Source organism: Geodermatophilus tzadiensis (assembly GCF_003002915.1).
Lineage (GTDB): Bacteria > Actinomycetota > Actinomycetes > Mycobacteriales > Geodermatophilaceae > Geodermatophilus > Geodermatophilus tzadiensis.
In genome coordinates this window covers 127,105-152,160 of sequence record NZ_PVTG01000003.1, presented here as the reverse complement: position 1 = coordinate 152,160, position 25,056 = coordinate 127,105, and the positions used below count along the sequence as shown (strand labels likewise).

The 25,056-nt window shown below is 76.4% G+C and carries 28 protein-coding genes and 1 pseudogene; 10 read left to right on the top strand and 19 right to left on the bottom strand.

Translation table 11 applies throughout. The features are described from left to right. Positions 1-6 precede the first annotated feature (6 nt). The 3 genes from hisF to priA are packed head-to-tail and all read right to left on the bottom strand — an operon-like array spanning position 7 to position 1,915. Positions 7-801, bottom strand: a complete 795-nt coding sequence (gene hisF / locus LY71_RS05935) for an imidazole glycerol phosphate synthase subunit HisF (RefSeq protein WP_106276044.1) — start codon at positions 799-801, stop codon at positions 7-9. Then, positions 798-1,184: a RidA family protein gene (locus LY71_RS05930; RefSeq protein ID WP_106276043.1), complete on the bottom strand. Its 387-nt coding sequence runs from the start codon at positions 1,182-1,184 to the stop codon at positions 798-800. Before LY71_RS05930 ends, hisF begins: the two co-directional genes overlap by 4 nt. Then, a complete protein-coding gene (priA, locus tag LY71_RS05925; protein WP_106276042.1) occupies positions 1,181-1,915 on the bottom strand; it encodes a bifunctional 1-(5-phosphoribosyl)-5-((5-phosphoribosylamino)methylideneamino)imidazole-4-carboxamide isomerase/phosphoribosylanthranilate isomerase PriA in 735 nt (244 codons plus the stop codon). The genes LY71_RS05930 and priA overlap by 4 nt, the downstream gene beginning before the upstream one ends. Positions 1,916-1,975: 60 nt before the next feature. On the opposite strand from priA, the gene LY71_RS05920 reads away from it, so the two are divergent. The 4 genes from LY71_RS05920 to LY71_RS05905 all read left to right on the top strand — a co-directional run bounded on the left by LY71_RS05920 (position 1,976) and on the right by LY71_RS05905 (position 5,074). Further along, the gene (locus tag LY71_RS05920) at positions 1,976-2,599 is read left to right on the top strand and encodes a nitroreductase family protein (RefSeq protein WP_106276041.1); all 624 of its coding nucleotides are present in this window, start codon (positions 1,976-1,978) and stop codon (positions 2,597-2,599) included. Positions 2,600-2,609: 10 nt separating this feature from the next. Further along, a complete protein-coding gene (locus LY71_RS05915; RefSeq protein ID WP_106276040.1) occupies positions 2,610-3,368 on the top strand; it encodes an SDR family NAD(P)-dependent oxidoreductase in 759 nt (252 codons plus the stop codon). Between the two features lie 76 nt (positions 3,369-3,444). Beyond that, positions 3,445-4,677 carry an aminoglycoside phosphotransferase/kinase family protein gene (locus LY71_RS05910; RefSeq protein WP_106276039.1) on the top strand — a complete coding sequence of 411 codons (1,233 nt, stop codon included), beginning with the start codon at positions 3,445-3,447 and terminating at the stop codon, positions 4,675-4,677. A gap of 91 nt (positions 4,678-4,768) precedes the next feature. Beyond that, on the top strand, positions 4,769-5,074 hold the full coding sequence (locus LY71_RS05905) for a hypothetical protein (protein WP_106276038.1): 306 nt from the start codon (positions 4,769-4,771) through the stop codon (positions 5,072-5,074). A gap of 88 nt (positions 5,075-5,162) precedes the next feature. Here LY71_RS05905 and LY71_RS05900 read toward each other — a convergent pair whose 3' ends face one another. The 4 genes and pseudogenes from LY71_RS05900 to LY71_RS24640 form a co-directional block, all read right to left on the bottom strand. After that, entirely contained in the window at positions 5,163-5,825 is a 663-nt protein-coding gene (locus LY71_RS05900; protein WP_106276037.1) for a response regulator transcription factor, read from the bottom strand. Then, positions 5,822-7,450: a sensor histidine kinase gene (locus LY71_RS05895; protein ID WP_106276213.1), complete on the bottom strand. Its 1,629-nt coding sequence runs from the start codon at positions 7,448-7,450 to the stop codon at positions 5,822-5,824. The genes LY71_RS05900 and LY71_RS05895 overlap by 4 nt, the downstream gene beginning before the upstream one ends. Continuing rightward, positions 7,413-7,766 (bottom strand): hypothetical protein, encoded by a 354-nt coding sequence (locus LY71_RS23995; protein WP_245887699.1) that lies wholly within the window; start codon positions 7,764-7,766, stop codon positions 7,413-7,415. Before LY71_RS23995 ends, LY71_RS05895 begins: the two co-directional genes overlap by 38 nt. A gap of 710 nt (positions 7,767-8,476) precedes the next feature. Beyond that, a pseudogene (locus LY71_RS24640) lies at positions 8,477-9,247 on the bottom strand (DUF222 domain-containing protein); the annotation flags it as partial. A gap of 396 nt (positions 9,248-9,643) precedes the next feature. On the opposite strand from LY71_RS24640, the gene LY71_RS05885 reads away from it, so the two are divergent. Together LY71_RS05885 and LY71_RS05880 are read left to right on the top strand one after the other, a co-directional pair. Continuing rightward, positions 9,644-10,048: a VOC family protein gene (locus LY71_RS05885; RefSeq protein ID WP_106276035.1), complete on the top strand. Its 405-nt coding sequence runs from the start codon at positions 9,644-9,646 to the stop codon at positions 10,046-10,048. Then, the gene (locus LY71_RS05880) at positions 10,045-10,326 is read left to right on the top strand and encodes a winged helix-turn-helix transcriptional regulator (RefSeq protein WP_106276034.1); all 282 of its coding nucleotides are present in this window, start codon (positions 10,045-10,047) and stop codon (positions 10,324-10,326) included. Before LY71_RS05885 ends, LY71_RS05880 begins: the two co-directional genes overlap by 4 nt. Positions 10,327-10,428: 102 nt before the next feature. Here LY71_RS05880 and LY71_RS05875 read toward each other — a convergent pair whose 3' ends face one another. From LY71_RS05875 to LY71_RS05865, 3 genes are all read right to left on the bottom strand, one after another. Next, positions 10,429-10,683: a hypothetical protein gene (locus LY71_RS05875; RefSeq protein WP_106276033.1), complete on the bottom strand. Its 255-nt coding sequence runs from the start codon at positions 10,681-10,683 to the stop codon at positions 10,429-10,431. Positions 10,684-10,847: 164 nt separating this feature from the next. Continuing rightward, a complete protein-coding gene (locus LY71_RS05870; RefSeq protein WP_106276032.1) occupies positions 10,848-11,603 on the bottom strand; it encodes an ABC transporter permease in 756 nt (251 codons plus the stop codon). Next, on the bottom strand, positions 11,600-12,520 hold the full coding sequence (locus LY71_RS05865) for an ABC transporter ATP-binding protein (protein ID WP_106276031.1): 921 nt from the start codon (positions 12,518-12,520) through the stop codon (positions 11,600-11,602). Before LY71_RS05865 ends, LY71_RS05870 begins: the two co-directional genes overlap by 4 nt. A 108-nt stretch (positions 12,521-12,628) precedes the next feature. Between LY71_RS05865 and LY71_RS05860 the strand changes: the two genes are divergently transcribed. Next, positions 12,629-13,801, top strand: coding sequence for a sensor histidine kinase (locus LY71_RS05860; RefSeq protein WP_106276030.1), 1,173 nt, complete (start codon positions 12,629-12,631; stop codon positions 13,799-13,801). Positions 13,802-13,809: 8 nt separating this feature from the next. After that, complete coding sequence (locus tag LY71_RS05855; RefSeq protein WP_342747999.1) at positions 13,810-14,445, top strand: response regulator; 636 nt, start codon at positions 13,810-13,812, stop codon at positions 14,443-14,445. A gap of 209 nt (positions 14,446-14,654) precedes the next feature. Here LY71_RS05855 and LY71_RS05850 read toward each other — a convergent pair whose 3' ends face one another. Next, entirely contained in the window at positions 14,655-15,044 is a 390-nt protein-coding gene (locus LY71_RS05850) for a VOC family protein (RefSeq protein WP_106276028.1), read from the bottom strand. A 344-nt stretch (positions 15,045-15,388) separates the two neighbouring features. Then, positions 15,389-17,698, bottom strand: a complete 2,310-nt coding sequence (locus tag LY71_RS05845) for a M20/M25/M40 family metallo-hydrolase (protein WP_106276027.1) — start codon at positions 17,696-17,698, stop codon at positions 15,389-15,391. Positions 17,699-17,761: 63 nt separating this feature from the next. Here LY71_RS05845 and LY71_RS05840 point away from each other — a divergent pair, with 63 nt between their 5' ends. After that, on the top strand, positions 17,762-18,802 hold the full coding sequence (locus LY71_RS05840; protein WP_106276026.1) for a molybdopterin-dependent oxidoreductase: 1,041 nt from the start codon (positions 17,762-17,764) through the stop codon (positions 18,800-18,802). Between the two features lies 1 nt (position 18,803). Here LY71_RS05840 and hisH read toward each other — a convergent pair whose 3' ends face one another. From hisH to hisD, 6 genes are all read right to left on the bottom strand, one after another. After that, complete coding sequence (gene hisH, locus LY71_RS05835; RefSeq protein WP_106276212.1) at positions 18,804-19,439, bottom strand: imidazole glycerol phosphate synthase subunit HisH; 636 nt, start codon at positions 19,437-19,439, stop codon at positions 18,804-18,806. 109 nt (positions 19,440-19,548) lie between these two features. After that, positions 19,549-20,067 (bottom strand): nucleotidyltransferase family protein, encoded by a 519-nt coding sequence (locus LY71_RS05830; RefSeq protein WP_211297163.1) that lies wholly within the window; start codon positions 20,065-20,067, stop codon positions 19,549-19,551. Positions 20,068-20,114: 47 nt separating this feature from the next. Next, positions 20,115-20,291 (bottom strand): hypothetical protein, encoded by a 177-nt coding sequence (locus tag LY71_RS23345; protein WP_170121237.1) that lies wholly within the window; start codon positions 20,289-20,291, stop codon positions 20,115-20,117. Beyond that, positions 20,292-20,888 carry an imidazoleglycerol-phosphate dehydratase HisB gene (gene hisB, locus LY71_RS05825; RefSeq protein ID WP_106276025.1) on the bottom strand — a complete coding sequence of 199 codons (597 nt, stop codon included), beginning with the start codon at positions 20,886-20,888 and terminating at the stop codon, positions 20,292-20,294. 5 nt (positions 20,889-20,893) lie between these two features. Further along, on the bottom strand, positions 20,894-22,012 hold the full coding sequence (locus tag LY71_RS05820; protein ID WP_106276024.1) for a histidinol-phosphate transaminase: 1,119 nt from the start codon (positions 22,010-22,012) through the stop codon (positions 20,894-20,896). Further along, a complete protein-coding gene (gene hisD / locus LY71_RS05815) occupies positions 22,009-23,313 on the bottom strand; it encodes a histidinol dehydrogenase (RefSeq protein WP_106276023.1) in 1,305 nt (434 codons plus the stop codon). The genes LY71_RS05820 and hisD overlap by 4 nt, the downstream gene beginning before the upstream one ends. A gap of 102 nt (positions 23,314-23,415) precedes the next feature. On the opposite strand from hisD, the gene LY71_RS05810 reads away from it, so the two are divergent. Next, complete coding sequence (locus LY71_RS05810; RefSeq protein WP_106276022.1) at positions 23,416-24,252, top strand: LON peptidase substrate-binding domain-containing protein; 837 nt, start codon at positions 23,416-23,418, stop codon at positions 24,250-24,252. Between the two features lie 115 nt (positions 24,253-24,367). On the opposite strand, the gene LY71_RS05805 is transcribed toward LY71_RS05810, so the two are convergent. Beyond that, positions 24,368-25,030, bottom strand: a complete 663-nt coding sequence (locus LY71_RS05805; RefSeq protein ID WP_106276021.1) for a hypothetical protein — start codon at positions 25,028-25,030, stop codon at positions 24,368-24,370. Between the last annotated feature and the right edge of the window lie 26 nt (positions 25,031-25,056).

Sequence of the window (25,056 nt, the reverse complement as noted above, 5' to 3'; positions counted from 1 at the left end):
GCCCGGTCAGCCCAGCGGCGTGTCCCGCTCGTGCCGGACGGGGGCGCCGGCCTGCGCCAGCGCGGCCTTGACGTCGCCGATCCGCAGCGTGCCGAAGTGGAAGACGCTGGCGGCGAGCACCGCGTCGGCGCCGGCCGCCACCGCCGGCGGGAAGTGCTCGACCGCCCCGGCGCCCCCGCTGGCGACCACCGGCACGGTCACCTCGCGGCGCACCGCGCGGATCAGCTCGGTGTCGAAGCCGGCGCGGGTGCCGTCGGCGTCCATGGAGTTGAGCAGCACCTCCCCCACCCCGAGCCCGGCGGCCTGCACCACCCACTCGACGGCGTCGCGGCCGGTGCCCCGGCGCCCGCCGTGGGTGGTGATCTCGAAGCCGGAGTCGGTGGCCGCGCCGTCGCGCACCCGGCGGGCGTCGAGGGAGAGCACGAGCACCTGGTTGCCGAAGCGGTCGGCGATCTCGCTGATCAGCTCCGGCCGGGCGACGGCGGCGGTGTTCACCGCGACCTTGTCCGCGCCGGCCCGCAGCAGCCGGTCGACGTCGTCGGCACTGCGCACGCCACCGCCGACGGTGAGCGGGATGAACACGCTCTCGGCGGTGCGCCGCACGACGTCGTAGGTGGTCTCGCGGTCGCCGGAGCTGGCGGTGATGTCGAGGAAGGTGAGCTCGTCGGCGCCCTCGGCGTCGTAGACGCGGGCCATCTCGACCGGGTCGCCGGCGTCGCGCAGGTCGACGAAGTTGACGCCCTTGACCACCCGGCCGGCGTCGACGTCCAGGCACGGGATGACCCGCACGGCGAGGGTCACGCCGACTTCACCGCGTCGGCCTCGACCTCGACGAGCATGTCGGGGTGCAGCAGGGCGGCCACGCCGATCATCGCGGTGGCCGGGCGGACGGCGCCGAACACCTCGCCGTGCACCCGCCCGACCTCCTCCCAGCGGGAGGTGTCGGTGACGTACATGCGGGTGCGGACGACGTCGGCGGCGGTCAGACCGGCCGACTCCAGCGCGTCGACCAGCACGCCGAACGCGACCCGCGCCTGCGCGGCCACGTCGCCGGGGTGGACGACCTCGCCGTCGACGGTGGCGGTGCAGCCGCTGACCCACGCCTGCGACCCGGCGACGACGACCCGGCTGTAGCCGACGACGTCCTCCCAGGGGCCGCCGGAGCCGATCCGCCGCACGGTCACGACGCCGCCTCGCGGGTGACGGCCAGCGCCTCGGGCAGCGTGAAGGCGCCCGCGTAGAGCGCCTTGCCCACGATGGCGCCCTCGACGCCGACGGCGGTCAGCCCGGCCAGCGCGCGGACGTCGTCGAGCGAGCTGACCCCGCCGGAGGCGACCACCGGCTTCGGGGTGGCGGCGCAGACCTCGCGCAGCAGGTCGAGGTTGGGGCCGCGCAGCGTGCCGTCCTTGGTGATGTCGGTGACCACGTAGCGGGCGCAGCCCTCGGCGTCGAGGCGGGCGAGGGTCTCGTAGAGCTCGCCGCCCTCGCGGGTCCAGCCGCGGGCGGCCAGCCGGGTGCCGCGCACGTCGAGGCCGACGGCGATGCGGTCGCCGTGCTCGGCGATCGCGCGGGCGCACCACTCGGGCGACTCCAGCGCGGCCGTGCCGAGGTTGACGCGGCGGCAGCCGGTGGCCAGGGCCGCGGCCAGCGACGCGTCGTCGCGGATGCCGCCGGAGAGCTCGACGTCGACGTCGAGCGCGCCGACGACGCGGGCCAGCAGCTCGCGGTTGCTGCCCCGGCCGAAGGCGGCGTCGAGGTCGACGAGGTGCACCCACTCGGCGCCGTCGCGCTGCCACTGCAGGGCGGCCTCCAGCGGGTCGCCGTAGGCGGTCTCGCTGCCGGCCTCCCCCTGCACGAGGCGGACGGCCTGGCCGTCGGCGACGTCGACGGCGGGGAGCAGCTGCAGGGTCGGCACGGCGTCCAGCCTAGGGACCGGCCGGCTGTGGCCCGGCCCACCCGGTGCAGGCTGCCGGGTGTGGAGTTCGCCGACGTCGTCCGCAGGCGCCGCATGGTGCGCGACTACGACCCCGACCGGCCGGTGCCGCCGGAGGTGCGCGAGCGGCTGCTCGCGCACGCGGTCCGAGCGCCGTCGGCCGGGTTCACCCAGGGCTGGGCGTTCCTCGTGCTCGAGGAGCCGGCCGACCGGGAGCTGTTCTGGTCGGTGACCGCCGGCCCCGGTGCCCCCGACGCGTGGCTGACCCGGATGCGGCGGGCACCGCTGCTCGTCGTCCCGCTGTCGTCCAAGGACGCCTACCTCGACCGCTACGCCGAGCCGGACAAGGGCTGGACCGACCGCGACCCCGCCGGTGTCGCTGCCCGCTGGCCGGTGCCCTACTGGGACGTCGACGCGGGCATGGCCGCCCTCATGGTGCTGCTGACCGCCGTCGACGAGGGGCTCGGCGCCTGCTTCTTCGGCGTCCCGGCCGAGCGGGTGGACCCCTTCCGCGCCGCGTTCGGGATCCCCGGGACCCACCGGCCGGTCGGCGTCGTGTCGGTCGGGTACCCGGGCGCGGACGACCGGCGCTCGCCGTCGCTGCGCCGGGGCCGGCGGGCGCTGGAGGAGGTCGTGCACCGCGGCCGGTGGACGCCGGCTGGTTGACTGCCCGCCCGTGACCTCCTCCTCGCGCGCCGTCCTCGTCACCGGTGGCTCCCGCGGCATCGGCCGCGCGATCGCCCGGGCCTTCGCCGAGCGGGGCGACCGGGTGGCCGTGCACTGGGGGGCCTCGCGCGCCCGCGCCGAGGAAGTGCTCGCCGAGCTGCCCGGGTCCGGGCACGTGCTGGTGCAGGCCGACCTGGCCGACGCCGACTCGGTGGGGACGATGGTCGACACGGCCGCCGACGCGCTGGGCGGGCTGGACGTGCTGGTCAACAACGCCGGCGTCTTCGTGGCCTCGCCGCCGCTGACCTCCTCCTACGAGCACTGGCAGCAGGTGTGGGCGCAGACGCTCGCGGTGAACCTGGTGGGGGCGGCCAACGCCACCTTCCGCGCCGTGCCGCACCTGCGGGCCGCCGGGGGCGGGGCGGTGGTGAACGTGTCCAGCCGCGGGGCGTTCCGGGGCGAGCCGGACAACCCGGCGTACGGCGCGTCGAAGGCCGGCATGAACGCCTTCGCCCAGTCGATGGCGCTCGCGCTGGCGCCGCTGGGCATCGCGGTGACCGCCGTGGCGCCGGGCTTCGTGCAGACCGAGATGGCGCGGGAGGTGCTCGACGGCCCCGGCGGGGACGCCGTCCGCGCGCAGTCGCCGTTCGGCCGGGTGGCGCGGCCGGAGGAGGTCGCCGCGGCGGTGCTGTGGCTGGCCTCGCCGGAGGCGCGGTTCAGCACCGGGACGATCGTGGACGTGAACGGGGCGTCCTACCTGCGCAGCTGACCGGCGCCGCCGCGGGATGAGCGCGGTCTCACCGGCGTCTCACCGCGGCGTCACCGGGACGGACGACGGTCGGCGGGTGGACCCCGCGCTGCTCGCCCCGACCGCCCTCCCCCCGTCGTGGCCGCCGTCGCTGCAGGTGCTGCTCGGCGAGCCGGCGGGCGACGTGTGGGCGGCCGTCCTCGGACCGCTGGGCGGCCGGCTGCGCAGCCTCACCGCGAGCACGGTGACGCTGCGGCCCGACGCGGCGGCGACCGTGCGCTACGGCGCCGTCGTCGACTGGGCCGACGGCCGGGCGACGCGGGAGTCGCTGGCGGCCACGACGGGGGCCGAGGTGCCGCCGGGCGCCGCGGTGCTCGAGGGTGCCGCGCCCGACGGCCGGCCGGTGACCGTGGGGCTGTGGCGGTGGCCGCTGGACCCGGCGCTGCCCGGGCTGGCGTGGGCGGCGTCGGCGGCCCGCACCGCGGAGCGGCTGGCCGGCCTGGGTCTGGACGTCGGCAGCCCGCGGCTGCGGCTGCGCGCCTACCGGCCCGGCCGGCGGGCGGTGGTCGAGGTGACCTCGCCCGCGGGGTGCTGGTTCCTCAAGGTGGTCCGCCCCGCGGCGGTGGCCGACCTCGCCGACCGGCACCGGCGGCTCGCGGCGTCCGTGCCGGTCCCGCCGGTGCTCGCGGCCACCGACGACGGCGTGGTCGTGCTGCCCGGCCTGCCGGGGACGCCGATGCGGACGGCGCTGGCCGGCGACCCGGCCGCGCTGCCGGACCCGGCGGCGCTGGAGGCGCTGCTCGACGCGCTGCCGCCCGTCGGGTCCGCGGGACGGCGGGACCCGGCTGACCCGGTGCCGCGGGTGCGGGCGCACGCGACGGTGCTGGGGATGGTCTGCCCCGGCCTGGCGCCGCGGCTGGACCGGCTGGTGGCGGCGGTCGGTGCGGCGGCGGGGACGCACCCGGTGGTGCCGGTGCACGGCGACTTCTACGAGGCGCAGCTGCTCGTGTCCGAGGGAGCGGTGAGCGGCCTGCTCGACGTCGACACCGCCGGGCCGGGCGCGCGCATCGACGACTGGGCGACGCTGCTGGCGCACCTGGCGCTGCTCGAGCGGCTGGGCGGGCCCGGCCCGGTGGCCGCCTACCGGGCGCGGGTGCAGGCGCTGCTGGCCGGGCGGCTGCCGGCCGGTGAGCTGGCGGCGCGGGTGGCCGGGGTGCTCGTCGGGCTGGCGACCGGCCCGTTCCGGGTGCAGCAGGCCGGCTGGGCCGCGGCCACGGAGGCCCGGGTGGCGCTGGCCGAGGAGTGGGTGAGCGGTTCCCCGTCCCGGTGAGAGCGCCCTCACCGGGGTCTCCCGGTCGCCTCACCCGCGCCGGGCACCGTCGGGACCGACACCGAGACAGCACCGAACGAGGAGGAACACCGTGACCACTCGCCCCGCCACCTGGAAGGTCGTCACCCTCGGCACCGCGCTCACCGGCCTGGGTCTGGTCGGCGCGGGGGTCGCCACCGCCGGCGACGACGGCGGCGGTGCGGCCCAGCAGCCGGCCGCCGTCGCCCCGGCCGCCGTGGACGACACCCCGGACAGCACCCCGGACACCGCGCCCGCCGACGCCTCGCCGGAGACCGCGGACTCGCCGACCGAGAGCGCCGTCGACACCCCCGGCGAGACCCCGGACACCGCCACCCCCGACGACACGCTCACCCCGGACGACACCCCGGACGCCTGAGCCGCACGACACGCCACGGCCCCGGTCCCGCGGAGGGACCGGGGTCGTGGCGCGTCCGGGGGCCGTGGCGCGTCCGGGGCCGGGCGGCTCAGGCGGCGGCGAGCCGGTACCCCATGCCGCGCACCGTCTCGATCCGCTCCGCGCCGAGCTTCCGGCGCAGGTAGCGCACGTAGACGTCGACGACGTTGGAGCCCGGGTCGAAGTCGTAGCCCCACACGTGGCTGAGCAGCTGCTCGCGGGCGAGCACCTGGCCGGGGTGGCGCAGGAAGGTCTCGGCGAGGGCGAACTCGCGGGCCGAGAGGTCGACGGTGCGGCCGCCCACGCTGGCCCGCCGGGTGCGCAGGTCCAGCGACAGGTCGCCGACCGACAGCACGGTCACCTCGCCCTGCCGGGCGCCGGCCAGGCGCAGCCGCACCCGCGCGAGCAGCTCCTCGAAGCGGAAGGGCTTGGGCACGTAGTCGTCGGCGCCGCCCTCGAGCCCGGCCACGGTGTCCTGGACGCTGTCGCGCGCGGTCAGCACGATGACCGGCACCGCGCACCGCTCGGCGCGCAGGGCCCGCAGCACCGCGAACCCGTCGAGCACGGGCAGGCCGATGTCGAGGACGACGAGGTCGAACTCGCCGCTGCGGGCGCGGTCGAGGGCGGTGAGCCCGTCGCCGACGACCGCGGTGGCGAACCCGTTGGCCCGCAGGCCCTTCTCGACGAACGCGGCGATGCGCGGCTCGTCCTCGGCGATCAGCACCCGGCTCACCGGGTTCCTCCCTCGGTCGGGGCCGCCGGCACCTCGGCCCCCGCTCCGGCCGGCGGCGGGGTGGCGAGCGGGTCGTCGCCGGTGCCGGCGGCGGGGTCGCTGGTGGGGACGGCGTCGGGGTCGGTGCCGGCGTCCCGTGGCGGTGCGGGGCGGGCCGGCAGGACGAGGGTGAACGTCGCCCCGTCGCCGGGCCGGCTGTGCAGCTCCACGCGGCCGCCGTGCGCCGCGGCGATGGCCTGCACGATCGACAGGCCCAGGCCCGCGCCGTCGCTGCGGCGGGCGCCGGAGCCGCCGCGAGCGAAGCGCTCGAAGACGCGCGCCTGGTCGGCCTCGGCGATCCCGGGACCGGTGTCGTCGACCCACACGAGCAGCTGTCCGCCGGTGAGCCGGCTGCCCAGCACGATCCGGTCGCCGGGCGCGGTGTAGCGGGCGGCGTTGTCGGCGAGCGCGACCACGGCCTGGGTCAGCCGCTGCGGGTCGAGCAGCAGGTCGGCGCGTGCCAGGGCACCGAGCTGCCAGTCGCGGTCCCCCAGGCGCTGCACCTTGCCGAAGACCTCGGCGGTGAGCTCGGCGACGTCGACCGGCTGGGGCCGCACGAACTCCGGCTGCTCGGCCCGGGCGAGCAGCAGCAGCTCGGAGACCATGCGGTTCATCCGCTCGAGCTCGTCGTCGACGAGGGCGACGGTCTGCCGGACGTCGTCGGGGTCGGCGGGGTCGAGCACGTCGAGGTGGCCGCGGACGATGGTGATCGGCGTCCGCAGCTCGTGGCCGGCGTCGTCGAGGAAGCGGCGCTGGGCGGCCACGCCGGTCTCGACCCGGTCGAGCATGGCGTTGACGGCGACGGCGAGGTCGGTGAGCTCGTCGGGCGGGCGGCCGTCGACGGGGATGCGCCCGGACAGGTCGGTCTCGGTGATGCCCTGCGCGGTGTGCGCGACGGCGCGCACGGGCGCGAGCACCCGCCCGGCGACCACCCAGGCGCCGGCCGCCGCGAGCAGCAGCGTCACCGCGCCGACGCCGAGCATGAGTGTGGCGGTGTCGTCGGCGGCCTGGCGCTCCTGGTCGGCGAAGTAGGCGACGACGGCCACGCCGCGCGACGGGTCGCCCTCCAGCGACACCGGGACGGCGAGGTAGCGCACCTCCCCCGCCCCGCTGGCGTAGCGGCCCGACGTCGTCTGCTCGACCGAGGCGACCAGCCGGGTGAACGCGGTGTCCTCGCTGAGCAGGACGGGCGCCTCGATGCGGCTCTGGAAGCGGTACCCGCCGTCGACGTAGCCGAGGAACTTCTCGTTCGGCCGGGCGAGGTTGTAGGTGATCATCGTCTGGAGGACGTCGGCGACCGAGCGGAACGGCTCGCCGCTGCGGGGGTCGACGTTGCCCTCGATGATCCGGCGGAACTCGCCGACCTCGGCGGTCAGCGCGACGTCCATGCGCTCGTTGGTGGCCCGCACCAGCAGCTGCCAGGTGACCAGGGTGACCACGGCCAGCGCCATCAGGACCATCAGCAGGACCCAGCCGATGATCCGCGTGCGGGCGGCGCGGGGCGCCAGGCGTCGGCGGGCGCGGGCGCGCCACCCGGCCGGCTGCCGCTCAGTCGTCACCGTCGTCGGTGTCCCCTGCTCCGTCATCGTCGTCATCGTCGTCGTCGGGCAGCGGCGGTGGGGGGACGACGTCGGTCGGCTGCGGCGCGGGCGCCGGTGCGGGGGTGGGTGCCGGGACGGGGTCGGGTGCCGGTGTCAGGTCGGGCGGCTCCGCCGGTGTCCCGTCGTCGACCGAGGGGGCGGCGGGGGTGTCGCGGGCCGGGATGTCGATCGGCGCCGGGACCGTGGTCTGCCCCGCGCCGTTGCCCTCGCCGGAGCCGCCGAGCAGCGCCCAGGCCGTCCCGCCGGCGAGCAGCCCGACGGCGAGGCTGGCCAGCACGGCGAGCAGCAGGCGGGAGCGCATGCCGCCGAGCCTCGGCGGGGCCGGTGACGGACCCGTGAGAGTCGGATGAGAGGCCTCTCATGGCTCCGGTCGCCCGCGTTCCGGTCCGCGAGCCGCTCAGAAGGGGCAGCCGGACGGTCCGGGCGGCACGCCGCCGTCCAGCAGACGTCGGTCCCCACCGCTCGGCGGAGGCCTGCTCCCGACCGTGGACGGCTCCGGCGCCCCTGTGGCGCTGGCGGCAGCACCCGGTGCGGGTCGGTGACCCGGGTGACGCCGGAGGGCGTGGTCACCTCGAGCCGCCCTCCGGGCAGCAGCCGGAGGCGCCAGCCACGGGCGTGGGTCTTGAGCCGGTGGTGCCTGCGGCACAGGCAGCACAGGTTGTCGCAGTGGGTGTGGCCCCACGGCCAGGGCACGACGTGGTCGGCGTCGACGCGGCCCACCGGCCGGGTGCAGTGCGGGTGCCGGCATCTGCGGTCACGGACGTGGGTGAACTGGCGTTGTCCTCTGCTGGGCCGGTACCTCGTGGTCGGCGGCGGGCGTCGCAGGCCCGCTCCGCGGGCTCCGCGTCCCAGTGCGCGGCGGGTGCCGACCGCCACCAGGTCGCCGGCGCGGTCGTGCAGCGCGAAGACGAGGCTGCCGCCGTCGGGCCGTTGCAGTCCCAGTGAGTCCACCTGGGCGAGCAGTTCGCGGCACTCGGCGGCGCTCACCGGGTGACCGTCGACCTCGGCCGGTTCGTCCCCGCCCTGCAGCGTCGACAGGTGCGCGTGCACGACCAGGGAGATCCCGACGACCGGGCGGTCGACCCACGGGCGGAGCACGAGGTCCTGGAGCACCTCCGCGCGCAACTGCCCGATCGGGCGCTCGTCGCCGTCGGCACGCAGCTGCCGGGCCAGGCCGTCGATGGCCTTGCCGCAGGCGGCCGCGGCAGGGAGCGTGAGGTCGGCGGCCAGGCGGGCCATCCCGTCCTCGGTGGCCCACCAGCGCACGTCGGCGTCGGCCCGGGCCCGCCGGTGTCGCTGCTCCCAGGCCGCGGGGTCGAGTCGGTCGATGCAGCGGCGGGTGCTCGCGCGCAGGTCGGTCGGCGTCTGCCCCGGCGCCCGGGCCAGCACCCGGGCCTCGACCCGGGCGGCCAGCTCGTCCTCGAGCGGCCCGAGCAGGTCGACGATCACGTCGGCCCGCGCCTCGTCGATCTCGCCGCGGGCCAGCAGGTCGAGCGTCGCCAGGAAGCGCGACGTCAACGCCAGGGACGTGCGGATGACCCGGCCCGCCCGTCGCTCGCCGTAGGGGTGGACCAGCGCGAGCTCGCAGGGCAACCACTCGCTGACGTCCATGACCTCGGGCACCGGGCGGCTGCCGTCGGCGGGGCGCTGTGCGGCGAGCTGGCTGACGAGCTCCACCCGCTCGGCGGCCAGGGCGGCAGCTCGCCGCTCGGCGAGCTGCAGGAGGCGGACCACCCAGTGGTCGGGCAGGACGGCGCGCTCGGCGCTGCCCGGCGGGCGCATCCGAAACATGAACTCGTCCGTGGACGGCAGGGGCCCGATCGACGCGCGCAGCTCCTCCCGGGACACGGGTGAGCCATCGTCGGCGAAGCAGCCGAGGGACCGCACCGTCCCGTTGGGGAGGACCTCCGCACTTTCGTACACGCGTTCGATCCTATCGGGGGGAACCTCCTGTGCACCGAGTGAATCCGCAGGTCAAGCCGCCGTCCACAGATCTGACGTGCGCCTTGCGCGCCCCACACGTGCACTGAACCGTCGCGGCCATCCCGGGTCGGAGACGAGCCACCGTCGGCATCGGCGGTTCCATCAGGGACCACATCGTCACGACCTGTACACGACCCGACTCGAGCACGCGGCCGGGACTTGACGTTGCACTTGCATTTTGCAAGTGTCGCCCGCATGAGCCTCTTCATCACCTGCCCGGTCGAGAGCGTCGAGCGCGCGACCGCCTTCTACACCGCCCTCGGCTGGACCCTCAACGCCGAGATGTCCGATCACAACGTGTCCTGCTTCGCGATCGCGCCCGAGCAGTACGTCATGCTCGGCAGCCGCGAGATGTACGCGAGCGTCGGCGGGGTCGAGGAGCTGGTCGGCGGACCACGCACGCCCTCGAAGGTCACCGTCTCGTTCGACCTGGGCAGCCGCGAGGCGGTCGACGAGCTCACCGAGCGCGCCGGCGCCGCAGGCGGGCGGATCGGTGACACCGACGACTACCCCTTCATGTACCAGCGCCAGTTCGACGACCTCGACGGCTACCACTACTCGCCGTTCTGGATGAAGCCGGACGCCGATCCGACCGCGTGAGCGACCTCGCCGCGGCCCTCGACGTCGTCGGAGCCCGGTGGGCTCTCCTGGTCGTGGAGAGACTGCTCGACGGGCCGCAGCGCTACGGCGATCTGCAGCGCGACCTCGGAGTGCCGACGAACATGCTCGCGACCCGCCTGCGCGAGCTCGAAGCGGCCGGCGTGCTGACCCGTCTGCCGCTCCGGCACAACACCCGGGCCTACGCGCTGACCGATCGCGGGCTTGCCTTGCGCGAGGCGATCGTCGCGCTCGCACGCTGGGGCGCCGAGCAGGCCTAGGCGTGGCGTGGGATCGCGATGCGCTCCAGGGACCGCGCCGGGGCGGAGCCTGTCTCATGGTGGGCCGCTCAGGGACACCGGCCAAGTCGCGAGACAGGTGACTCAAGCCTGAGCGTCCATGTGGGCCTGATCAGCGTGGCCACTCGAGGACCCGGCCTCTTCCCACCGCCCGTTCTCGTCCTCCTGGAAGAAGACGACGTACTCGTAGTCGCCGTTGACGAAGAGGTTCACTGCGACCCTCTTGGTCGAGACGATCACCGAGTCGACCCGGGCGTCGGCTGCTGACGACCACTCGGACAGGGCGAGGCGCACCAGCCGCTGCTGCTCAGCAGGGTCGAGGTCGCCCTGAGTGCCCACCTCCAGAGGCTATGGCGACTGTCGTCCATGGGCCGAGCCCTGTCTCATCGTGGGCCGCTCAGAGACACGGGCGTGCTGGCTCAGCGGGCGGCCTACGGGACACGCGGCTTCCCGACCACCGGTTGATAGGCCGGCAGCCGGGCGCTCGACGACACTCGTGATCGTCAGGCGTCGCGGCGGCGCAGGAGTAGCCAGGCGCCGAGCAGCGCCGCCGCCCCCCAGCCGGCCAGGACCACCAGCCCCACGGCTGGGCCGAAGACGTCGATGGGCCGGTCGTGCAGCCGGAGGGCGACCTGGCCGGCGCGGTCGGGGAGGAAGACCGCGGCCCGCTGCAGGCCGGGGACGAGCTCGAGGACCGGGGAGACGAGGAAGAACAGCGGCACGAGCAGGCTCAGCGCCGCGGTCTGGTCGCGCAGCACCAGGCCCACGCCCATGCAGACGACGGCGAGCAGCGTCGGGTAGAGCGCGGCGGCGGCGGTGGCGCGCAGCATGCCAGGAGTGGCCAGGCCGACTGCGTACTCGCCCATGAACGCCTGGGTGGCCAGCAGCGTGACGACCGCGGTGACCGCGGCGGTGGCCAGCACCAGGCCAGCGCCGACGGCGACCTTCGCCGCGAGGAACACCCCACGGCGGGGTACGGCGGTCAGCGAGGCGTGGACGGTGCGGTGCGTGTACTCGCTCGCGGTGAGCAGCACAGCGAAGGCGATGACGGCGACGTGACCGAAGTTGAGCCCGTAGAAGGCCAGGACGCCGGGGTCGTACTCGGCTCCGTCCAGCCGGGCCTGCTCGACGCCGATCGCGGCCGCGACGCCGGTGCTGACGGCGACCACGACGAGGACGTAACCGGCGAGCGCCACGCGGGTCGACCACAGGCTGGTGGCCTTGATCCACTCGGCGCGGAGGGCGGCGGTGAGGGTCATGGTCGGGCGACCTCCTCGCGGGGAGCAGCGGTCGGGACGGGGGCGGTGAGGGCGAGGAACGCGTCCTCCAGGGAGCGGGCGCCGTCGCGGCGCAGCTCCAGCAGCGGGATGCCGTGGCGGGCGGCGACCTCACCGAGCCGGCGCTCAGCGATCCCGCCCACCGCCAGCGCCCCGCCGGCGAGGTCGACCTCGGCACCGGTGGCCCTGAGCACTCCGGCCAGCCGCTCCGGCTCCGGCGTGCGGACCCGCAGCCGGGGCCCGCCCTGTCCGGCCACGAACTCCGCCAACGGCATGTCGGCCAGCAGTCGACCGCGGCCGACGACCAGCAGGTGATCGGCGGTCAACCCCACCTCCCCCATCAGGTGGCTGGAGACGACCACGGTGCGTCCCTCGGCGGCCAGGTCGCGCAGGAAGCCGCGCAGCCAGCGGATGCCCTCGGGGTCCAGCCCGTTGGTCGGCTCGTCGAGCAGCAGCACCGGCGGGTCGCCGAGCAGCGCGGCGGCGATCCCGAGGCGCTGGCGCATGCCCAGCGAGTAGCCGCGGACGCGGCGGCCGGCGTCGGCGGACAGGTCGACCAGCCGCAGGACGTCGGCGACCCGGCGGGACGGGATGCGGTTGCTGGCGGCCAGCCAGCGCAGGTGGTCCCGGCCGGTGCGGCCGGGGTGCGGAGCGCTGCTGTCCAGCAGCGCTCCGACCGCGTGCAGCGGCGCGGGCAGGTCGGCGTAGGCGCGGCCGTCGACACGAGCGGTGCCCCCGGTCGGCCGGTCCAGGCCCAGCAGCATCCGCAGCGTGGTGGACTTGCCGGCCCCGTTGCGGCCGAGGAAGGCGGTGACGACGCCGGGGGCGACGTCGAAGGTCAGCTCATCGACCGCCACCACCGAGCCGTACCGCCTGGTCAAGCTGCGCACTTCGATCATGCCGTCACGGTGGCCGCCGGTGACGTCCCCGCGGATCCCTCTCGCGGTCCGACCTCCTCCCTCTCCAGCGGGAGGTCCGCCACCGGTCGGCTGGGGGAGGATCGGCCGGTGCGCACGCTGCTCCGGCCGCTGACCAGCAGGTCGACCTGGGCGCGGGTGCTGCACCTGGCGATCGGGTTGTGGTTCGCCGTCGTCTGCGCGTTCGTGTGGCCCGGGCTGCCGGACGCGTCGGTGCACAGCCTCGCCGGGCTGTACCTGGCGCCGCTGCCGGTGCTGGCCGTGCTGGCCTGCGTGCCGCTGGTCCGCCGGAGCGAGGGCGTGCAGGCCCGGGCGCTGCTGTTGCCCGGCGACGACCAGATCACCGTGGAGCCCTCTCGGACCTGGTCCGACCGCGGCCGGCTGCTGGGCTGGCTGTTCGCCCGGGTGGGGCTCGGCGTGCTCGCCGGCCAGCTGACCGCTCTCGCCATCGCGGTCGCCTGGTCACTGCTGCGGTCCTCGCCGGCAGCCCCTGACCTGCCCGGCTGGGCCGGGATGCTGTTGGCGGCCGTCGTGGTGCTCGCGCTGGGCTACGCGCTCGCCGGCCTGGGCGGGGTCGCTGCCGCGGTCGCCCGGCACCTGCTGCACCCGTCGCCGGCCGAGCGGCTGGCCGCGGCCGAGGCCCGCTCGGAGCGGCTGCTCGAGCGCGCCCGGTTGGCGGCCGAGCTGCACGACTCGATCGGCCACGCCCTGACGGTCACCCTGCTGCAGGCCGGCGCGGCACGGGAGGTCGCCGACCGCGACCCGGTGTTCGTCGACCGGGCCCTCGCCGCGATCGAGGACAGCGCCCGGCACGCGGCCGCCGATCTGGACCGGGTGCTCGCCTTGCTGCGCCGGGAGGGCTCACCGGCGCTGCACGCGCCGACCCTGGCCGATGCCGGCGGGTTGGTGCGTGCCGCGGAGGCCGCCGGTGCCGTCGTGGACGCCGAGTTCACCGGGCCGGTGGCCGAACTGCCTCCGGCGCTGTCCCGGGAGGCCTACCGGATCGCGCAGGAGGCGCTGACCAACGCGCTGCGGCACGCCGGCCCGGTGCCCGTCCGGCTACGGATCGCCGTCGCCCGCGACGCGGTGCGGCTGGAGGTGGTCAACCCACTGCCCGTGCCGGCCCCAGCCGGCGGCCGCAGGGGCAGCGGCGTGCGTGGACTGCACGAGCGCGCCGCAGTCCTCGGTGGCTCGGCCGAGGCCGGGCCGGTGGCCGGCGAGTGGCGGGTGGCCGTCCGGCTCCCGCTGGCCGGTGTGACATGAACACCCGGGTGCTGCTCGTCGACGACGAGGAGCTGGTGCGCGGCGGACTGCGGGCCATCCTCGACGCGCAGGACGACCTGGAGGTCGTCGGCGAGGGGGCCGACGGGGCTGTCGTGGTCCCCCTGGTCGCCTTGCTGCGGCCCGACGTCGTCGTCCTCGACATCCGGATGCCGCTGGTCGACGGCATCCAGGCCACCCGTGACCTGCGCCGCCGACTGGACGCGCCGCCGCGCATCCTGGTGTTGACGACCTTCGCCGATGACGAGAACGTCTACGCCGCGCTGCATGCCGGCGCGGACGGTTTCCTGCCCAAGCGCGCCCGGCCCACGGAGATCGTCGACGCCGTGCGCGTCGTCGCCCGAGGCGAGAGCCTGCTGTTCCCGGCAGCCATCAGGTCCCTGGCCGCCCGACACGCGACTCCTCGGGCCCGTGCCGGCACCGCGGTCGTCGACCTGACCCCGCGGGAACGGGAGATCCTGCGACTGGTGGCTGGCGGGTTGTCCAACGGCGAGATCGCCAACGAGCTGTTCCTGGGTGTGCAGACCGTCAAGACCCACGTCAGCAGCCTGCTCCGCAAACTCGGCGCCAGGGACCGCACACAGGCGGTGATCGCCGCGTACGAGTCCGGGCTCGTCCCGTTGTGAGCCCCACCGCCCGGAACCGCGCACCTGTGCCACCCGAGGGCGGAGTCGGACCGCCACAGCAGCACGCCGGGAACCAATCCGAACCCCTCGACCCGAACCGCGGCCGCTCCTGACAGCGCCGCCCCGGCGCCCGCCGCGGCGGCTGTCCCATGGTGGGCCGCTCCGGGACACCGGCGTCACCGGGCCCGCGGATCCTCCACAGGACTGACCTACGCGGGCGGAGCGAAGAACTCGAGCGGAAGGCCGTCCGGGTCCCGGAACGAGAGGCCGAAGCCGTAGCCGGCCTCCTCGATCCCGCCGTGCCGGATCCCGAGCTCGTCGAGCCGGGCGGCCCACTGCGCCAGCTCGCCCTGGTCGGCGCATGCGAAGGAGAGGTGGTCGAGGCCCGGTCGACGCTCGTCGAACGGCACGTCGTCGAGGCCGTCCGGGAACTGGTGCAGACCGACCAGCGTGTCGCCCAGCGACCACACGACGTGCCGGAACGGACCGGTGTCCTCGTCCAGGACCGGCTCGGCGCCGAACAGCCGCCGATACCAGGGCACGCTCCGCTCGAGATCGGCGACCGTGAGGGCGACGTGGGCGATGCGGGGGAACGACATGGTGGAGCCTCTCCAGGCTGGAACCTCCCGGCGAAGGTCGTGCTGCATCGTGTGGAGTCCAGGTCGACGCGTCAAGGGCCGCGCGTCCCCGGACCCGGCGCCGCCGCCTGGACCCGCTGCTCGACCGCAGACGGCCCCGGAGACGTCAGAGGCCGCCGAGGGATCCTCGTCGCGTCGAGCGCCGGGCACCAGCGACAGCATCGCCACGACGACCACCGCACCGGTCCGCCTGACCGACCTCCCCGGTCAGTACAGCCGGCACTCGACCGAGGCAACGTCTTCCCCGTGGGCGCTCGAGGACCGGCAGCACCCACCACGCACACCGTGCGCCGGACGGGCCCCAGTCAGCCGAGCTCCGTCGTCGCCCCCACGACCACGAGGTCGGAGCTGTGCGTGCCCGCCGCGTCGACGCCGGGCGGCCGCGGCTCGAAGCCCGGCAGCCCGGACAGCCCGTCGCTGCCGTCGACCGCCCGCAGCGTCAGCGGCCCGTCGCCGTCCACGGTGACGGTCGCCTCGACGCCCGCGGCCGGCGGCGCGTGGAAGGTCAGCCACAGGCGGTCCTCGCCGAGCGCGTCGTCCGGGACGTCCCGGGCCTCGGCGCGCGCGCCGACCACCCGCCCGCCGTCGGTCCGCAGGTCGAGCACCACCAGCCGGACGTCGCGCTGCGGCCGCACCCGCACGGTCACCGTGCGCCGGCCGTCCGCGACCCGGTCCTCGAGCACCTGGACCGTCGACGGCGGCAGGCCGGCCGGTTCCGCCTGCCCGACCGCGACCGCGCGGCCGGCGAGGTAGGGGTAGTCGTGCGGCAGCGTCCGCGGCGTGCCGACGTAGCGCGCGGTGTACTCCCCCGGCTGCGCCTCGGTGCTGGCCCACCACGCCTCGCCGGTGTCGGCCTCCAGCGCGTAGACCAGCTGGCTGGGCACCGGGTGCTGCTGGTCGAACCGGTCGACGGCGATCCCCACCACGGTCAGCGCGACCACCAGCACCGCGGCCACACCCGGCACCGCCAGCGCGCGCAGCCGCCCGGGACCGGCCGGGAACAGCTCCTCGACCACCGGCAGCAGCGCGAGCACCAGCAGCGTCGTCACCGCCGCCGGCGCCGCCCCGCCCGCCAGCCCCAGGGCCGGGAAGAACAGCGCCACGGTCGGCGCCAGCACCACGACGGCGACCGTCCCGGCGACCACCCCGCCCGCCAGCCGCAGCGGCCGCGACGACCCCGGCAGCAGCCCGGCGAGCACCCCGGCCAGCGCGGGCAGCGCCGCCAGGTACGAGCCGCCGGGCGCCATGGCGGCGAGCACGGCGGCGAGGACGGCGAGCAGCGCCAGCGCGCCGGTCCGCAGCGCCGGGGCACCGAGCCGTCGCCGCAGCAGCGCGTACCAGGCGAGCACCACGAGCAGGACGACGGCGACCGCCGCCAGCCGGAACCACCCCGGCCGCCACGGGTCGATCATGGACGCGTACCCCGGCCGCACCAGCACCAGCAGCCGCCACAGCCCGACCACACCGAGCGGCGCGAGCACCAGCGGCACGACGGCGGCGGCCGCGCCCAGCAGCGTCCGCGGCAGCGGCGACCCCCGGCGCCGGTCGACGACGGCCAGCGCGACCACCCCGAGCACCGCCGCCCCGGCCAGCGGCCACACCAGCCACCCGGGGTAGCGGGCCAGCCCCGACAGCAGCGGGAAGTAGGTGGCGTCGCCGTCGCCGGGCCGGGCGAGGTCGGTCAGGTCGGCGTCGCCGAGCTCCCGGGTCAGCGCCAGGGTGTTGTCGCCGAGCGCCTGCAGGGTGCCCCGGTCCAGCCGGGACGGGGTGTCCTGCGGCGTGTGGTACGCCGCGTTGCCGTCGATGAAGGCGGTGTTGAGGCCGGTGAAGCCCCGCGCCAGCAGCACGCTGAAGTCGGTGTCGTTGGGCAGCGTCCGGTACACCTCGACGGCGAAGCTGCTGGCCACCGGGTGCGGCGCCGCGGCGGCGTACCGGGCGGCCAGGCCCGCGTTGCCCTGCGACGTCTCGAACGTGATCGGCGGGCCGGTGGTGCCGCGCGCCTCCAGGTTGAGCACGACGCCGCCCTGCGGGGCCAGCGGGTGGCTGGCGGCGAACGCCTCCGCGCCGCAGAGGCAGGCCTCCTCCGCGTCGGTGAGCACCACGACGACGTCGTTGCGCAGCGGCTCGCCCTCCCCCAGCGCCCGCACCGTCTCCAGGAGCGCGGCCACGCCGGCGGTGTCGTCACTGGCGCCCGGGCCGGTCTCGACGGAGTCGGTGTGCGCCACCAGGAACAGCCGCCCGGTGGGCTCGGTGCCCGGCAGGACGGCGACGACGTTGCGCACCCGTGCCATCTCGGCCGCGCCCGGCCCGGACTGCCAGGTGCCGACGGCGTTCTGCACGCGGGTGTCCAGGCCCAGCCCGGTGAGCGTGGAGACCAGCCCGTCGACCACCCGCTGGTGCGCGTCGCTGCCCGCCACGTGCGTCTCCGCGGCGAACCGCTCGACGTGCTCGAACGCCCGCGCCGCGCTGAACGACGGCGCCGGTGCGTCGGCCGGCGCCGGGGACGGCGGCTGCAGCGCCAGCACGCTCCACGCCGCCAGTCCGGCCAGCAGGGCCAGTGCGAGGAGCGGGGCGAGCAGCCCCCGCTCGGGGACGGGGGGACGGGCGGCGGGCAACGGGTCCTCCTCGACCGGGCCGGGACCGGGTCACCCTAGGTCGGGCGGGGGGACACTCCGGGGATGCCGGCCGTGCTCCTCCCGCGTCGCGCCGGTCGGCGCACCAACCTCGGCCTGCTCGCCCTCCTCCTGCTCGCCGGGGGCACCGGGGTGCTCGCCTTCGGCGTCGGGACGCCGCTGCCGGCCCGGCTGGTGACCGCCGCGCACGGCGCCGCGGGACTGGGTCTGCTGCTGCTCGTGCCGTGGAAGGGCGTCGTCGTCCGGCGGTCGCGGACCCGCACCGCCGGCCGCCGCGATCCCACCGCCGCCTGGGTGCTGGCCGTCCTGGTGGTGCTCACGCTGGTCACCGGCGTCGCGCACACCGTCGCCGGACCGGCGGCGTCCCTCGGCGGCGTGGGCGTGCTGCTGGTGCACGTCGCGGTGGGCGTGGGCACCGGCGCGCTGCTGGCCGTGCACGTCGCCGGCAGCCGCCAGCGCCCGCGGCGGGCGGACCTGTCGAGGCGGGCGCTGCTGCGCGCCGGCGGGCTGGCGGTCGGCGCCGTGGCGCTGTGGGGCGCGGTCGAGGGCGGCCTGCGGCTGACCGGCGCGCCGGGCGGACGGCGCCGGGGCACCGGCTCGCACGAGCTCGGCAGCGGGGACCCGGCCGCGATGCCGGTCACCCAGTGGTTCACCGACACCGTCCCCGACGACGCGGGCGACACCGTCGAGCTGGTCGCCGGCGGCCGCACCACCCGGCTGCGCGCCGCCGACCTCGACCGCGGCGACCGCGTGACCGCCGTCCTCGACTGCACCGGCGGCTGGTACGCCGAGCAGGAGTGGCGCGGCGTGCGGCTGGACCGGCTGCTGGCCGGACTCGACCTGCCCGACGGCGGCAGCGTCGACGTCGTCGGCGTCACCGGGTACCGCCGGCGGCTGTCGCTGGCCGACGCCGGGTCGCTGCTGCTGGCCACCCACTGCGCGGGCCGGCCGCTGTCGACCGGGCACGGGGCGCCGGTGCGGCTGGTGGCGCCGGGGCGGCGCGGCTACTGGTGGGTGAAGTGGGTGCGGCGGGTCGAGGTGGTCGACGCGCCGTGGTGGGCACAGCCGCCGGTGCCCCTGCAGTGACTCAGAGGGTGCCGAGCCAGTTGGTGAGCAGCTGCGCGCCGGCGTCGCCGCTCTTCTCCGGGTGGAACTGGGTGGCCGACAGCGCGACGTTCTCCACCCCGGCGACGAACCGGTCGCCGTGCTCGGCCCAGGTCACCTTCGGCGGGGCCAGCCGCGAGGGCGGGCCGTCCTGGCCGAGGGGGAACTCGCGCACGCCGTAGGAGTGCACGAAGTAGAAGCGCTCGTCGGCCAGGCCGGCGAACAGCACGCTGTCCGCGGGCGCGGAGACGGTGTTCCACCCCATGTGCGGCAGCACCGGCGCCGCGAGCTGCTCGACCGTGCCGGGCCACTCGCCGCAGCCCTCGGCGTCGTGGCCGTGCTCGACGCCGCGCTCGAAGAGCACCTGCATGCCCACGCAGATGCCGAGCACCGGGCGCCCGCCGGCCAGCCGGCGGCCGATCGTGCGGGGCCCGTCGACGGCGCGCAGCTCCTGCATGCAGTGCGCGAAGGCGCCGACCCCGGGGACGACGAGACCGTCGGCCTCCAGCGCCGCGTCCCGGTCGGCGGTCACGGTGACGTCGGCGCCGACCCGGCTCAGCGCCCGCTCGGCCGACCGCAGGTTGCCCGACCCGTAGTCGAGGACGACCACCTTCTTCACGTTCGCCACGGTACCGAGCAGCGCGGGGAGGGCCGGCCGTGTTCCCGGTCCCGGTCTCCGGGCGCACCCACCCCGGCGGGGTACGCCCCGGTCCCCCGAGCCGCCCGGGTCAGGAGTCGAAGGGCAGCACGGTGAGCTCGGGCCAGACGGCCTGCCAGCGGGCGGCCTTGGCCTCGTAGACCCCCCGCGGCGCGGGGCTGTGCGGGTTGGGCCGCACGACCATGCCGAGGAGGTCGTCGAGGCCGTACGGCGCGTACAGCCGCGGGCCGTCGTCGGCCACGGTCACGCCGACGGCGCAGCAGACGGCGGCGAAGGCGTCGATCGCCTGCCGGCAGTCGCGGAAGGGCGCCGGCGCGGCGGTGCCGAAGCGGTCGGCGTACCAGAGGTGCACCCGCGCCTCGTTGCGCACCTCGACCGGCACCGGCACGTCCGCGAAGAGGTCCGCGGCGCGGCGGATGACGGCGTCCTCGGCGTCCCAGGAGGTGTCGGCGTCCCAGTAGAAGAGGTCGGCGTCGCGGACGCCGGTGCCCGGCGGCCGGCCGGCGAGCCCGTTCCACGCCGTCTGGAACAGCACCCCGGCGGTCAGCCACCAGTCGCCGACCCCGAGGGCCGGTGCTCGCTGGAGCACCCCCGCCACCACCGGGTCGGCCAGGACCAGCGCCAGGAACCGGTTCCTCAGATCAATCGCAGGATCCCCGACGCCGTCGCCAGCAGCGCCGCCACCAGCAGGACGACGGCGAACAGGACCTGCGGGCCGGTGCGGCCCTTCGTGTCGTGGTCGGCCCGCCAGATGCTCCACGCCCCGCCGAGCAGGAAGCCGCCGACCACGACGAGGACGGCGCCGAACGACACCTAGAGCGCGCCCTTGGTGGAGGGCACCCCGGCGACCCGCGGGTCGATCGCGACGGCGGTGCGCAGCGCCCGGGCCAGCGCCTTGAACTGGCCCTCGACGATGTGGTGGGCGTCGCGGCCGGCGTAGAGCACCCGCACGTGCAGGGTGATCCGCGCGTTGAACGCGAACGACTCGAGCACGTGCTTGGTGAGCGACGTCGGGTAGTCCGGCCCGATCATCGGCGTCATCGTCTCGGGCTCGGCGTGCACGAAGTACGGCCGGCCCGACAGGTCGACGGCAGCCTGCACGAGGACCTCGTCCATCGGGATCGTGGCGTCGCCGTAGCGGGTGATGCCCTGCTTGTCCCCGAGCGCCTCGCCGAAGGCCTGGCCGAGCGCGATCGCGACGTCCTCGACGGTGTGGTGGGCGTCGATGTGCAGGTCGCCGTCGGCCCGGACGGTGAGGTCGATGCCGCTGTGCCGGGACAGCGCGGTCAGCATGTGGTCGTAGAAGCCGACGCCGGTGCTGATCGAGCTCCTGCCGGTGCCATCGAGGTCCAGCTCGACGACCAGCTTGGTCTCGCTGGTGGCGCGCTCCACGCGGGCGGTACGGCTCATGGGTCTCAGTCTCCCAGGCGGTGGTCGGGGGCGATCTCGCCCAGGGCGGCGAGGAAGGCGTCGGTCTCCGCGGGCGTCCCGGCGGTGACCCGCAGCCAGCCGGGGATGCCCACGTCCCGCACCAGCACGTCGCGGTCGAGCAGCGCCTGCCAGGCGGCGGGCGCGTCGGCGAAGCGGCCGAACAGCACGAAGTTGGCGTCGCTGGGCACGCTGGTCAGGCCCAGCCCGGGCAGCGCGGCGACGATCCGGTCGCGCTGGTCCTTGACCGCGTCCACGGTGGCCAGCAGGGCGTCGGTGTGCGCGAGCGCGGCCCGCGCGGCGGCCTGGGTCAGCGAGGACAGGTGGTAGGGCAGCCGGACGAGCTGGACGGCGTCGACGACGGCGGGGTCGGCGGCGAGGTAGCCCAGCCGCAGCCCCGCCATGCCGAACGCCTTGCTCATCGTGCGGCTGACCACCAGCCGCGGGCGGCCCGGCAGCAGGGTGAGCGCCGACGGCGTCCCGGTGCGGGCGAACTCCGCGTACGCCTCGTCGACGACGACCACGCCCTCGGTGGCGTCGTGGAGCTGCTCGATCGTCTCCAGCGCGACCGCGGTGCCCGTCGGGTTGTTGGGGCTGGTCACGAAGACGACGTCGGGGCGCACCTCGCGCACCTGGGCGACGGCCTGCGCGGCGTCGATGGTGAAGTCCGCGCGCCGGTGGCCGTCCACCCACGCCGTCCCGGTGCCGGCCGAGATGATCGGGTGCATCGAGTACGACGGCGTGAAGCCCAGCGCCGTCCGCCCGGCCCCGCCGAAGGCCTGCAGCAGCTGCTGCAGCACCTCGTTGCTGCCGTTGGCCGCCCACACCTGCGCCGGGTCGATCCGCTCCCCGCCGCGGGACAGGTAGGCGGCGAGGTCGGCGCGCAGGGCGACGGCGTCGCGGTCGGGGTAGCGGTTGAGGTCGACCGCGGCGTGCCCGAGCGCCTCGCCGAGGGTCGCCAGCAGCTCGTCGGGCAGCGGGTGCGGGTTCTCGTTGGTGTTGAGCCGGTGGGAGACCCGCAGCTGCGGGGCGCCGTAGGGCGTGCGGCCGCGCAGCTCCGGCCGCAGCGGGAGCTGGTCCAGCGACGTCCGGGGAGTGGCCGTCACGAGCGCTGCCGGAGCCGGACGGCGGCGGCGTGCGCGGGCAGGTCCTCGGCGTGGGCGAGCGCGTCGACGTGCCCGGCGACCTCGGCGAGGGCCTGCTCGTCGTACTCGACGACGTGGACGCCGCGCAGGAACGTCTGCACGCTCAGGCCCGACGAGTGCCGGGCGCAGCCGCCGGTGGGCAGCACGTGGTTGGAGCCGGCGATGTAGTCGCCCAGCGAGACCGGCGACCAGGCGCCGACGAACACCGCGCCGGCGTTGCGCACCCGCAGCGCCACGGCGCGGGCGTCCCGGGTCTGGATCTCCAGGTGCTCCGCGGCATAGGCGTCGACGACGGCGAGGCCGGCGTCGACGTCGTCGACCAGCACGATCCCCGACTGGCTGCCGTCGAGCGCGGTGAGGATCCGGTCGGAGTGCTTGGTGGCCGCGACCTGCGCCGGCACGAGGTCGAGGACGGCGTCGGCGAGCGCCTCGCTCGTCGTCACCAGGACCGCACCGGCCAGCGGGTCGTGCTCGGCCTGGCTGATCAGGTCGGCGGCGACGTGCACCGGGTCGGCGGTGTCGTCGGCGAGGATGGCGACCTCGGTCGGGCCGGCCTCGGAGTCGATGCCGATCAGCCCGCGCAGCAGCCGCTTGGCGGCGGTGACGTAGACGTTGCCCGGCCCGGTGACCAGGTCGACCGGCTCGCAGGCGCCCGCGCCGTAGCCGAACACGGCGATCGCCTGCGCCCCGCCGACGGCGTGCACCTCCGTCACGCCGAGCAGCGCGCACGCGGCCAGCACGCCGGTGTCGGGCAGCCCGCCGTTGTCCCGCTGCGGCGGCGAGGCGACCGCGATCGACTCGACGCCGGCGATCTGCGCCGGGACGACGTTCATCACCACGCTGGACAGCAGCGGCGCCAGCCCGCCGGGCACGTAGAGGCCCACCCGGCGCACCGGCACCCACCGCTCGGTGACCGTGCCGCCGCGCACGACCTGGGTGGTGACGTCGGTGCGGGCCTGGTCGGCGTGCACGCGGCGCACCCGCGCGATGGACTCCTCCAGCGCGGCGCGCACGGTGGGGTCGAGGCCGTCGAGGGCGGCCTGCAGCGCCGCGGGCGGGACGGTGAAGTCCTCGGCGTCGACGCCGTCGAGGCGGGCGGTGATCTCGCGGACCGCCTGGGCGCCGCGCAGGCGGACGTCCTCGCACAGCGGGCGGACGGTGGCCAGCACCGCGTCGATGTCGGTGGCGGCGCGGGGCAGCAGGCCGGCCAGGTCGCGGACCCCCGGCAGCGCGGAGCCGCGCAGGTCGATGCGGGCGAGCACGGGGACCTCCGGGGAGAGTTCGGGGAGATCTCCAGGGTAGTAGCGGCGGCCCCGCCGCTCGTCACCGCCGCCGGTCCGGCGCCGCGCCCGTAGGCTCTCGGCGTGGGCGACCTCATCCCGCTGTTCCCGCTCGGGTCGCCGCTGTTCCCGGGGATCGTGCTGCCGCTGCAGGTGTTCGAGCCCCGGTACCGGGCGCTGGTCCGCGACCTGCTGGCCCTGCCCGAGGACCGCGGCCGGCGCTTCGGCGTGGTCGCGATCCGCCAGGGCTGGGAGGTCGAGCGGGTGGCGCCGGCCGAGGCGCTCTACGACGTCGGCTGCACCGCGGAGCTGCAGGTGGTGCGGCCGCAGCCCGACGGCGGGTTCCGGGTGATGACCGTGGGCGGCGACCGGTTCCGGCTGCTCGACGTCGTCGTCGGCGGCGAGGGCGAGGGCGACACGCCCTACCTGCGCGCCGAGGTGGAGTGGCTGACCGAGGAGGAGGCCGCCGAGGAGGCGGCCGGCGACCAGGAGCAGGTCCTGGGCTCCCCAGCCGCCGGTGGTGCCGGGCTGGACGAGGGCCTGGTGCGCGAGGTGGCCAGCGGGTCGCTCGGCGTGCTGGAGCGCGGCGTCGGCGGGCTGTTCACCCGCTACGTCGCCGCGGTCGCCGCCCTGCAGACCGGCGTGGAGGAGACCGCCGCGGCGGGCGAGGCGGAGGAGCTGGCCGGCGCGGAGACGCTGCTCGAGGCGGTGGCCGGCGACCCCCGGGCGCTGTCCTACCTGGTGGCGTCGGCGGCCCTGCTGACCACCGAGGACCGGCAGTCGCTGCTGGCCGAGTCGGCCACCCGCCGCCGGCTGGTGGCCGAGGCCCGGATGCTGCGCCGGGAGCTGACCCTGCTGGAGGCCGTGGGCGCGGTGCCCGCGCCGCTGCACCAGTTCGCCGGCCCGCTCGGCCTCAACTGATCGAGGACCACCTCTCCCCCACGTCTCGCACGCTCGGCGCGGGCCCCTGAGAGGTGGCCGTTCCAGGCACTCACCAGGCTCGCGGCGGGGCCCTGCAGGAAGTCGTTCCAGCACGTCACCCGCGGCCGAGGTCGTCGCTGCTGGCGAACAGCGCGGCGACGACGTAGACCAGCAGCGCGCAGAACGGCGCGACCGCCAGCGCGGGCAGCGAGGACAGCTCGAGGCCCGTGGTCACCCGCGCGCCGACGTCGGCCAGCTGCGCCGCGGTGGGGCCGGGCGCCAGCCCCTCCCCCAGCCGCCAGGCCAGCACCCCGGCCAGCGCGGTCCCCAGCGCCGTGGCGAGCAGCCAGGCCAGGCCGCGGCGCCGGCGCACCGCCCAGGCCACGCCGCCGGCGAGCAGCCCGAGGCCGGCGAGGACGAGCACCAGGACGGCGTCGTCGCCCACGAGCAGCTCCGCCGACGGGCGCCCCACCGGCACCGCGCCGCCCTCGACGACCTCGAAGCGGGCCCGCGGCGCCAGCCACACCCACAGCAGCCCGGCCGGCAGTCCGCTCAGCGCCAGCAGCCCGGCCCACACCGCGGCGCCGCGCAGGTCCGACCGCAGCTCGGCCCGCCACCCGCCCCAGCGGGCGGGGGCCGCCGCGGCGACGACCGTCGGCACGACCGAGCCGCCGTGGGCGAGACCGCCGTGCGTCAGACCGCCGTGGGTCAGAGCGCCGTGGCCCGCACCGCCGTGGGACACCGACGGGCCGTCGGGGACCGGGGAGGGACTGCTCACGACCCCCAGTGAACCCGTCCGCCCGG

Bases quoted from the DNA above. Each gene is read 5' to 3' on its own strand.
- LY71_RS05885 (WP_106276035.1), top strand. From the start codon at position 9,644: ATGAGCCTCTTCATCACCTGCCCGGTCGAGAGCGTCGAGCGCGCGACC.
- LY71_RS05850 (WP_106276028.1), bottom strand. From the start codon at position 15,044: ATGTCGTTCCCCCGCATCGCCCACGTCGCCCTCACGGTCGCCGATCTC.
- LY71_RS05895 (WP_106276213.1), bottom strand. From the start codon at position 7,450: ATGACGGAGCAGGGGACACCGACGACGGTGACGACTGAGCGGCAGCCG.
- LY71_RS23995 (WP_245887699.1), bottom strand. From the start codon at position 7,766: ATGCGCTCCCGCCTGCTGCTCGCCGTGCTGGCCAGCCTCGCCGTCGGG.
- LY71_RS05870 (WP_106276032.1), bottom strand. From the start codon at position 11,603: ATGACCCTCACCGCCGCCCTCCGCGCCGAGTGGATCAAGGCCACCAGC.
- LY71_RS05840 (WP_106276026.1), top strand. From the start codon at position 17,762: ATGCCGGCCGTGCTCCTCCCGCGTCGCGCCGGTCGGCGCACCAACCTC.
- hisB (WP_106276025.1), bottom strand. From the start codon at position 20,888: ATGAGCCGTACCGCCCGCGTGGAGCGCGCCACCAGCGAGACCAAGCTG.
- LY71_RS05865 (WP_106276031.1), bottom strand. From the start codon at position 12,520: ATGATCGAAGTGCGCAGCTTGACCAGGCGGTACGGCTCGGTGGTGGCG.